Here is a 9,143-nt window from a genome sequence, read left to right as displayed (position 1 = left end):
CCCTGCGCGCAGAGCTCCGCGACCAGGCGCAGCGCGCTCGCCAGCCGGCGCTCGCCGATCGCATCGGTGAGCTCGTAGAGCGCCCGCGGCCGCACCTGCCCGACCAGCTCGCCGACCGCATCCACGTCGATGCTCCGGCTCTCTCCTGCATGCAGGCAGAGCTTCTCGATCTCGAGCGAGAGCCGGTCGAGATCCGGGCCCACCAGATCGAAGATCGCGGCGGCCACGCCGCCTCCGCAGCGCAGGCTCCGTTCGGCGAGGCGAGCGTCGATCCAGCGTCGCACGTCGGCCGGTCGGCTCGGTCCGGTACAGTCGATCACCTGCCCGATCTTGGCGATCCGCTTCACCCAACGCTGGCGCTTATCGACGCTCGCCGCCTCGAGCACGAGACAGGTGCTCTCGAGCGGCGCCTCCAGGTACTCGAGCAGCGCGCCCTCGGTGAAGGCCTGCGCACGCTTCTCGCCGATGCCGCGCACGAGCACCAGACGCGTCCGCGCCATCATGGGCAGCGTGCGCGCGGCGCCGACGATCGCGGCCGGCTCGGTCCCCGAGACGGTGAAGTCGAAGCGGTCCTCGTTGAAGTCGCGTGGCGCGTCGGCGAGAGCCCGCTCGCGAAGCTCGGCGAGCGCAGCATCGCGCAAGCTCGCCTCGGGACCCTCGATCAGCACGACCGGGGCGATCGGCGCTCGAGCCCCCGGAGGCTCGGCCCCAGGGGAGGACTTCGATTCAGAACCTCTGGAAGAGCTCATCGTGCACGCGCTCTGCGATCGAACTCGCGACCCGGCGCAGCGCCTGCTCCTTGTTGCTGGCGGAGACCTGCGGATCGGCGCTCGACTGAAAGATCTCGCGGAGACGGAAGTCCGGATGACGATAGACGACCTTCCCGGATTCCCGCTCGCGAACGCTCACGTCGAAGACCACCTCGACGCGCTGCTCGAGAGCGAGGCCCCCGGCCGAGTACGAGTTCGAGCGCACGTCCGCGCTGCGCAGCCGTCCGGTCATGATCAGGTCGGGGCGCACGACCTGGCCCTGGAGCACGGGCTCGAGCCAGGCCCGGCGCGCGAATTCCTCGACCATGGCGTCGGCGACCTGCTGCTCGAAGCCGGGCTCGCGCGAGGCGTTCTCGAAGGCGTAGAGCTCGATCGTGCGCACGCCCGGCCCGAAGGCGGATCTGCCGTCGAGCGGCCGATAGCCGCACGCGGAACTTGCGAGCAGACACGCGATCGACACGGCGATCGCACCGCCCGTTCTGTCCCACCTCGACCGCTCGCGCATCGCGGCGGATTCTAGCGGGAGTCGCGCGCGTCCCGCCCGCCCGGACTCAGGCCTTGCGCTGGGCCGCGCGCCGTTCGAGCTCCTCGCGCAGGAAGTCGCGGTTCTGGCGCACGATCGGCGAAACGCGCGAGTTGAAGTGCTGCCGCGCCTCTTCGAGCTCGGTCGCGAGCGCCTTCGCCGCGTTTCCAGCCTGCGCTGCGGCCGCGAACTTCTGCTCGTTGTAGAGGATCACGTCCGAGACGGCGATGCGCGCGAGTCGCTCGGCGGCCGCGATCTCGGGATCGCTCGAAGGTGCGGGACGCGTCGGCTTCGCCGGCGCGGGCGGCGCGGGCGCTGCGGCGGCCGCAGGCTGCGGAGCCGCGACGGCTACGGGCGCCGGCTTCAGCGGCGCCTCGACCGGCTTGGCGCCGATGCCGAGCCGCTCCAGAACGGCGGCCAGGCCCGCGGGCAGATCCGCGGGCTCGAGCATCGCGTCGGCTTCGAAGCCGGACACGGGCGGCTCCGAGGCCACCGCGACCTGGACCAGCTTCGGAGCCTCGGGAGTGCCGGATCGCCGCACGATCTCGCACAGCTTCTCGGCCGAGAACGACGGAAGCCCGGCGCCGAGCAGCGCGAGCTTGGGCGGGCTCCGGAAGATCGCGAGCAGCGCGTCTGCACCATCCTCGACGATTTCCGACGAGATGCGCCAGCGCGCGCAGAGATCGGCGATGCCTTTCGCGAGCTCCGCATCCGGCTCCGCGATCAGCGCGTGCGCGATCGGGGGCTGCGGTTTCGGGGGCGCAGGTGGTGCCGCCGGCGCGGGCGCGGCCGGCGCAGCGACCGGACTCGGCCGGGACTCGGCGGGGGTGAGCGGTCCTGCCGCATCGGGCGCCTGGACGCGGAACACCGTCTGGCACTGGCTGCAGCGGATGCGCGCGCCCTGCGGGCCGAGCTTCTCCCGCGCGAGTCGGAAACGTGTCTGACACTGGGGGCAGGCTGCGATCAAGCGCGACTCCTCGGTGCGCAAGTCCCAAGCGAATACGCCGCACCTATCGGACGCGGAGCCGAGGCGCTTTACGCACGGCCGGTGAGCGCGCTCTCGACTTCCTCCAGGAACCTCTGCTGGTCGCGCTCGCTGGCACCCTGGGGAGCGGGGCGGGCCACGACCGCAAAGCCGGGCGCAGCGACGCGCTCGCCCGACCGCGCGACGATGATCACGCGCGCCCGCGGGGCGATGCCGAGCACCCGTCCGGCGAAGCGCCGCCAGCCCAGCCCTCGGTGCGCCTCGAACGGATCGTCGATCATGCTTCCGACGATCAGAGCGGGCGTCTCTCCGCTGGCGAGATACTGCTTGAAGCGCTTCAGCGCGTCCGCCGCGCTCTGAAAGATGTGGATGCGCGTGCCGTCGGATTGCAGGCCGCGCTTCAGGCGTTCGAGCACGGGAAGCTCGGCATCGACACAGATCAGCGAGGACGGGCGCGCAGTCGGCGCCGAGACCGGCGAGCAGACCGCCTCGGGAGGTGTCGCGCGCTCGAGCTCGCGTGCGCTCGCCGCTGCGCTCGAGCTCTCGTCCTCGAGCCTCGCGCCCTCGAGCGCGAGGAAATCGGAGGAGAGGGGGCTGCGCAGGATCACGCCCGCCGGCCCGCGCCACGAAAGCGTGGGGTCGGCGAGCGGCTCGAACGTGAAGTCACCATCGGTCCATTCGAAGATGCGCAGGGTCGCGTGGACGGCCGCCTCCCAGAGCGCCGCCTCCACGAGATCCGAAGGCGCATCCTGCGCCAGACCGGCTCGCTTCAGGATGGGCTCGCGCTCGAGATCCCCCGAGCCGAGCGCCACCCGCACGATGCTGCCGGAGCGCACGCCCAGCCACGCCACGCCGCCGCGCTCGGAGCAAATCTCCAGCGCCCCTGTCTTGCGAGACATGGCGATCACCTGCAGCAGCTCGGGCAGGCTCAGATCGGAGAGATTCCCGGCAAGGCTCATCCCCGACTATCGATCGGATCGGACGGGCGGCGACCTTACGCCCGCTGCGGAATCGGCAGCTCCTCGCCATCCACGTCGACCCACGAGACGTTCACCGAGATACCCCAGCTGTGCGCACCGGGCACCACCTCCGAGAGCGCCGCCAGAAGCGCCCGTTCCTTGCTCGCACCCTGCGGAAGCACCAGGTGCAGCCCCGCCTCGGTCTGGTTCTCGGCCAGTCCGTGGACGAGGCCTCGAAGCAGGGGCACGGCCTCCTGGCAGAAGTCGACGGAGCCCGGACACGCCAGCAGCGCCACCGGGCTGCGCATCATCAGCAGCTTCGCCGCGGCGCTGCGCATCGCGCGGAGCACCGGGCGGCCGCCGCGCGCGGTCTGCGCGCCGGCGCCGACGAGCAGAATTCGCGCGGGTGAGAGCGGTCGATCGCCGGGAAGCAGAACGGCCTCGCCGAGCTGACCGGTGACGTAGCCGCTCCGGAGGTGCTTCGAGATCAGCCCGCAGAGGCGCCAGTCGACCAGGCCGGCGTCGCCGCGAAGCGGGCGCTCGTCCTCCGGGACCAGAGCCAGGATCGTGTTCGCGGGCGCCTCGGCGACCGAGCCGGGAAAGAGCGAGAGCTCCAGCCGACTCACGCGCGCGACTCTCGCGCGCCGTGAACCTGCCGCGCGATCACGTCGAGCACGCCGTTCACGAACGCCGGCGAGCGCTCGCCGCCGAAGCGGCGCGCGATCTCGACCGCCTCGTCGATCACGACCTCCGGCGGAGTCTCGGGCTCGTGGAGCAGCTCGTAGGTCGCGATGCGCAGCACGGCGCGGTCGACGGCGGCCAGGCGCTCGACCTTCCAATTCTCGCTCGCGCGGCCGATCGCCAGGTCGATGTCCTTTCGGTTGCGCGCGACGCCGACGGCCAGCTCGAGCGCGCGCACGTGCGTGCGACGCGGCAGCTTGAACTCCTCGCAGACCTCCTCGAACGCGCTTCGCGCGGCCTCGACTTCGAGCTCCGGGTGGACGTGGTCGGCCGCGAAGAGCACCTGCAGGGCTGCCTCGCGCGCCATGCGCCGCGGACCGTGCGTGCCCACGCCTAGCTCCTTCCGCCCAGCGCTCGACCCAGGCTCACCAGCTCGACCGCGACCTCGGCCGCTTCCGCGCCCTTGTTGCAGCCGGCTTCGCCGGGCTTCACCGCGCGCACGAGCGCCTGCTCGACCGTCTCGGTGGTGAGGACGCAGAACGCGATCGGCACGTTCTCGGAGAGCGCGACCCGGCCGACGCCGTCGGTCACACCCTGGCAGACGTACTCGAAATGGGGTGTGTCGCCCCTCACGACCACGCCGATCGCAACCAGAGCGTCGTAGCGTCCGCTGCGCGCGGCGCGCTGCGCGGTCCATGGGATCTCGAACGCGCCGGGCACCCAGAGCACGTCGACGCCATCGCTGCCGAGCTCGGCGAGCCGCGCCAGGCAGCCCTCGAGCAGGCGCAAGGTGATCAGGTGGTTGAAGCGCGCGACGATCACGCCGACGCGGACGCCGCGTCCATCCAGGCGTGTCTCGAGCGTTTGCATCATGGCCTTTCTACCACTCCGCGAGGCAGTAGAGATCCGGCCCGACTCGGCGCGCGCTGAAGCGCTTCGGGCGCAGCGCCTCGGAGAGCCGGCCGACCCCCAGGCCGGCCAGCACCGCGCGGCCGTCGGCCCCAATAAGTAACGGAGCGAGAAAGAAATGCATACGGTCGACCAGCCCGGCGCGAAGCAGCGCGGCCGCGAGTCCTCCGCCGCCCTCGACCAGGCACTCGTTCACGCCGAGCCGGCCGAGCTCCCGCCAGGCAGCACCGAGGTCGAGGTGGCCGCCGCTCCGGCGCACGTCGATCGTACGTGCTCCGGCGCGTTCGAGCCGTGCGCGCCGGCGAGCCGGCGCATCGCGAGCGCAGAGGATCCAGGCGCTCTCCGGCCGCTCCACGTCCAAGATGCGCGCCTGCGGCGGCGTGCGAAGGCGCGAGTCGACGACCACCCGAAGCGGGCGGTGGACCACGCCCCCTGCCCGCCGCGCGGCGAGCTCCGGGTCGTCGGCCAGGAGTGTTTCCGAGCCGACCACGATCGCGTCGGTGCGCGCGCGCAGGCGCTGCACGAGGGCGCGCGAGGCCCCGGAGCTGATCCAGCGCGACTCGCCGCTCGCGGTCGCGATCCGACCGTCCAGGCTCGCGGCGAGCTTCAGGCTCGTGAAGGGTCGGCCGCGAAGCACGCGCGAGACGAAGCCCTCGTGGTGGCGCGCGCACGCGTCGGCGAGTACGCCGGCGCTCACGTCGATTCCGGCGCGCGCCAGCGCCCGGATGCTCGCGCCGCGCGTGCGCGGATCGGGATCGACCAGCCCGATCACGACTCGCCTGGGGCGTGCCGCGATCACGGCCTCGACACACGGCGGTGTGCGCCCCCAGTGCGCGCACGGCTCGAGCGTGACGTAGAGCGTGGCGCCGCGCGCGGCGGAGCCTGCGCGGGCGAGCGCGATCGCCTCCGCATGCGCCTCGAGGCCCCGCGTCGCGCCCCGCGCGATCACGCGGCCGCCCCGGACCACGAGCGCCCCTACCGTCGGATTGGGCGCGGTTCGCAGGCGCGCGCGCGCGGCGACCGCGAGCGCCTCGCGCATGAAGCGCTCGTCCGCATCGGCGCTAATTGCCGTCCTCGGGATTGAGCTCGCCCATCGCCCTGCGGAAGTCCTCGATGGTGCGGAAGTTCAGGTACACCGACATGAAGCGCAGCCAGGCCACCGGGTCGAGCACGCGCAGCTCCGCCTGCACCTCGTCGCCGATCTTCGTGCTCGGGATCTCGCGCTCGCCCGAATCGAGCACGAAACGCTCGATCCGGACCACCGCCTGCTCGATCGCGTCGGCCGAGACGGGCCGCTTCTGACACGCCTTCTGCATTCCCGTGATGATCTTCAGGCGGTCGAAGAGCTCGCGGCGGCCATCGGTCTTCACCACCATCGGCAGCAGATCCTCGATGCGCTCGTAGGTCGTGAAGCGGCGCTGGCACTCGGAGCACTCGCGGCGGCGCCGCTTCACCGGCGTGTCGCGCTGGTTCCGGGCGTCGATCACCTTGGTGTCGGGGTGATCACAGAACGGGCAACGCATCGGCCCCTCGTCCCGTCAGGCCGGCGGCTGGTACGGCAGCGGGAAGCGCCGCCCGAGCTCCGCCACGCGCCCGAGGATCCGCGCGGCGAGCGCCTCGTCCTCGGGCCGCTCGAGCACGTCGGCGATCCAGCCGCCGATCTCGCGCATCTCCGGCTCGCGCATGCCTCGCGTGGTGACCGCGGGCGTGCCGACCCGGAGGCCGCTGGTGATCCAGGGCGAGCGCTTCTCGCCCGGCACCGTGCTCTTCGAGGTCGTGATGCCCGCGCGGTCCAGCGCGTCCTGCGCCTTCTTGCCGGTGATGTTGCGCTCGCTGAAGTCGATCACGAAGAGATGGTTGTCGGTGCCGCCCGAGACCAGCGTGAAGCCGCGCGCGAGCAGCGCTTCGGCGAGCGCCTGCGCATTGCGCACGATCTGCGCGGCGTAGTCCTTGAACTCCGGGCGCAGCGCCTCGGCGAAGGCCACCGCCTTGGCCGCGATCACGTGCTCGAGCGGGCCGCCCTGCGTCTGCGGGAAGACGGCCTTGTCGATCGCCTCGGCATGGCCGCGATCGCACAGGACCATGCCGCCACGCGGGCCGCGAAGCGTCTTGTGCGTGGTCGTCGCGACGACCCCGGCGTGTCCGACCGGCGAGGGGTGCACGCCCGCCGCGACCAGCCCCGCGATGTGCGCGATGTCCGCGAAGAGCACCGCGCCGACCTCGCGCGCGATCGCGCCGAAGGCCGCGAAGTCGATCGTGCGCGAGTAGGCGCTGTAGCCGGTCTGGATCAGCTTGGGCCGGTGCTCGCGCGCGAGCCGCCGCACCTGGTCGTAGTCGATGCGCTGGTCCGCGCCCACGACGCCGTAGCGCACGAACTCGAAGAAGCGGCCCGAGAAGTTCACCGGCGAGCCGTGCGTGAGGTGCCCGCCGTGCGAGAGCTCCATGCCCAGGATCCGGTCGCCGGGCTCGAGCAGCGCGAAGTACGCCGCCATGTTCGCGTTCGAGCCGGAGTGCGGCTGGACGTTCGCGTGCTCGGATCCGAACAGGCGCTTGGCGCGCTCGATCGCGATCGACTCGGCCTCGTCCACGAACTCGCAGCCGCCGTAGTAGCGCTTGCCCGGGTAGCCCTCGGCGTACTTGTTGGTGAGCGCGGTGCCCATCGCCTCGAGCACCGCGGGCGAGGTGAAGTTCTCGCTCGCGATCAGCTCGATCCCCGACTGCTGGCGCTCCACCTCGCGCGCGATCACCGCGGCGATCTCCGGATCCGAATGCAGAAGCTTCACGTTTCCCCCTACGGCTCCGCGTCCCAGCGCGCGATCGCGAGCGTGCCGTTCGTCCCGCCGAAGCCGAACGAGTTCGAGATCGCCACGCGCACCGGAGCCTCGCGCATGACGTTGGGCACGTAGTCGAGATCGCACTCGGGGTCGGGGTCGGTGTAGTTGATCGTCGGCGGGATCTTGCCCTGCGCCACGGTCAGCGCGCAGAAGATCGCCTCGATTCCGCCTGCTCCTCCGAGCGCGTGTCCGGTCATCGACTTCGTCGAGGATACCGCGAGCTTTGCCGCGTGAGCTCCGAAGACCTGCCGGATCGCGTGGCTCTCGATCTTGTCGTTCAGCTCGGTGCTGGTGCCGTGCGCGTTCACGTACGCGACGTCCTCGGGCCGAAGCCCCGCGTCGCGAAGCGCCGCTCGCATCGAGAGCTGCGCGCCGATCCCGTCTTCGGGCGGCGCGGTCATGTGGTTCGCGTCTCCGGACATTCCGTAGCCGACGACCTCGGCGTGGATCCGCGCGCCGCGCGCGAGCGCGTGCGCAAGGCTCTCGAGCACGACGACGCCCGCCGCCTCGGCGATCACGAAGCCGTCCCGGCCGCGGTCGAACGGGCGGCTGGCGCGCTGCGGATCGTCGTTTCGTGTCGAGAGCGCGCGCATGCTCGCGAAGCCCGCGAGTCCGAGCCGATTCACCGGCGCCTCGACGCCGCCCGCGATCATCACGTCCGCCTCGCCGCGCTGGATGATCCGGAAGGCGTCGCCGATCGCGTGCGTGCCCGTGGTGCAGGCCGTGACCACGCATGTGTTCGGGCCGCGCGCGCCGTAGCGCATCGAGACGATGCCCGAGGCCATGTTCGCGATCGTGTAGGGCACGAAGAACGGCGAGACCCGGCGCGGGCCGCGCGTCACCAGCGTCTCGCAGTCCTCGAGCATGGTCGCGAGCCCCGCGATTCCCGAGCCGATCAGCACGCCGGTCCGCTCGCAGCGCTCGGGTGGCACCACCCAGCCCGAGTCGGTCATCGCCTCGACGGCGGCCGCCATCGAGAACTGCAGGAACGGGTCGTATCGGCGCGCGTCCTTCTTCTCGAGCACGCTCTCGGGATCGAAGCCGCGGATCTGCCCGCCGAAGCGGACGGCCAGGTCGTCGACCTGGAAGCCCTCGAGCGGGCGGATGCCGGATACGCCCTTCAGAAGCGCGCTCCAGCTGGTCGGAACGTCGTTTCCGAGCGGATTCAGCGTTCCCATCCCCGTGATCACCACGCGGTTCAGATCGATCGTGCGCGAGGTGAGGCGCGGCATCGGCCTAGTCGTCCCGCTCCGCCGTGCGCTCCTCCACGTAGCTGATCGCGTCGCCGATGTTCTGCATGCGCTCGGCGTCCTCGTCCGGGATCTCGAGCCCGAACTCCTCCTCGATCGCCATCACCAGCTCGACGATGTCGAGCGAGTCGGCGCCGAGATCGTCGATGAACGACGCCTCGGGAACGACCTCCTCGGCGGCGACGCCGAGCTGCTCGATGATGATCTCCCGGATCTTGTCCTCGACCGCCAT

General features: G+C 71.5%; 12 protein-coding genes. All 12 read right to left on the bottom strand.

Features of this window, described 5'->3' with window-relative positions; all coding sequences use genetic code 11:
- The coding region (gene holA / locus FJ108_07420) for a DNA polymerase III subunit delta (GenBank protein ID MBM4335725.1) at positions 1-749 on the bottom strand (749 nt) is incomplete at its 3' end.
- On the bottom strand, positions 727-1,275 hold the full coding sequence (locus FJ108_07415; protein MBM4335724.1) for a hypothetical protein: 549 nt from the start codon (positions 1,273-1,275) through the stop codon (positions 727-729). The genes FJ108_07415 and holA, both read right to left, overlap by 23 nt.
- A 46-nt stretch (positions 1,276-1,321) precedes the next feature.
- On the bottom strand, positions 1,322-2,905 hold the full coding sequence (locus FJ108_07410) for a hypothetical protein (protein MBM4335723.1): 1,584 nt from the start codon (positions 2,903-2,905) through the stop codon (positions 1,322-1,324).
- On the bottom strand, positions 2,329-3,237 hold the full coding sequence (locus tag FJ108_07405) for a DUF4388 domain-containing protein (protein ID MBM4335722.1): 909 nt from the start codon (positions 3,235-3,237) through the stop codon (positions 2,329-2,331). The genes FJ108_07410 and FJ108_07405 overlap by 577 nt, the downstream gene beginning before the upstream one ends.
- A gap of 35 nt (positions 3,238-3,272) precedes the next feature.
- Positions 3,273-3,863 (bottom strand): hypothetical protein, encoded by a 591-nt coding sequence (locus FJ108_07400; GenBank protein ID MBM4335721.1) that lies wholly within the window; start codon positions 3,861-3,863, stop codon positions 3,273-3,275.
- The gene (gene nusB / locus FJ108_07395; protein ID MBM4335720.1) at positions 3,860-4,309 is read right to left on the bottom strand and encodes a transcription antitermination factor NusB; all 450 of its coding nucleotides are present in this window, start codon (positions 4,307-4,309) and stop codon (positions 3,860-3,862) included. Before nusB ends, FJ108_07400 begins: the two co-directional genes overlap by 4 nt.
- Positions 4,310-4,311: 2 nt before the next feature.
- Positions 4,312-4,788: a 6,7-dimethyl-8-ribityllumazine synthase gene (locus tag FJ108_07390; GenBank protein ID MBM4335719.1), complete on the bottom strand. Its 477-nt coding sequence runs from the start codon at positions 4,786-4,788 to the stop codon at positions 4,312-4,314.
- A 10-nt stretch (positions 4,789-4,798) separates the two neighbouring features.
- The gene (gene ribD, locus FJ108_07385) at positions 4,799-5,866 is read right to left on the bottom strand and encodes a bifunctional diaminohydroxyphosphoribosylaminopyrimidine deaminase/5-amino-6-(5-phosphoribosylamino)uracil reductase RibD (protein MBM4335718.1); all 1,068 of its coding nucleotides are present in this window, start codon (positions 5,864-5,866) and stop codon (positions 4,799-4,801) included.
- A 22-nt stretch (positions 5,867-5,888) separates the two neighbouring features.
- Positions 5,889-6,350, bottom strand: a complete 462-nt coding sequence (gene nrdR, locus FJ108_07380; GenBank protein MBM4335717.1) for a transcriptional repressor NrdR — start codon at positions 6,348-6,350, stop codon at positions 5,889-5,891.
- Positions 6,351-6,365: 15 nt separating this feature from the next.
- On the bottom strand, positions 6,366-7,610 hold the full coding sequence (locus tag FJ108_07375) for a serine hydroxymethyltransferase (protein ID MBM4335716.1): 1,245 nt from the start codon (positions 7,608-7,610) through the stop codon (positions 6,366-6,368).
- Positions 7,611-7,618: 8 nt separating this feature from the next.
- Positions 7,619-8,863 (bottom strand): beta-ketoacyl-ACP synthase II, encoded by a 1,245-nt coding sequence (gene fabF / locus FJ108_07370; protein ID MBM4335715.1) that lies wholly within the window; start codon positions 8,861-8,863, stop codon positions 7,619-7,621.
- 34 nt (positions 8,864-8,897) lie between these two features.
- Complete coding sequence (locus FJ108_07365) at positions 8,898-9,143, bottom strand: acyl carrier protein (GenBank protein MBM4335714.1); 246 nt, start codon at positions 9,141-9,143, stop codon at positions 8,898-8,900.

Source organism: Deltaproteobacteria bacterium (assembly GCA_016875225.1).
In the GTDB taxonomy this organism is placed as follows: Bacteria; Myxococcota_A; UBA9160; order SZUA-336; family SZUA-336; genus VGRW01.
Note: the sequence above shows the minus strand (reverse complement) of the source record. Positions and strands in the feature narration are given on the sequence as shown.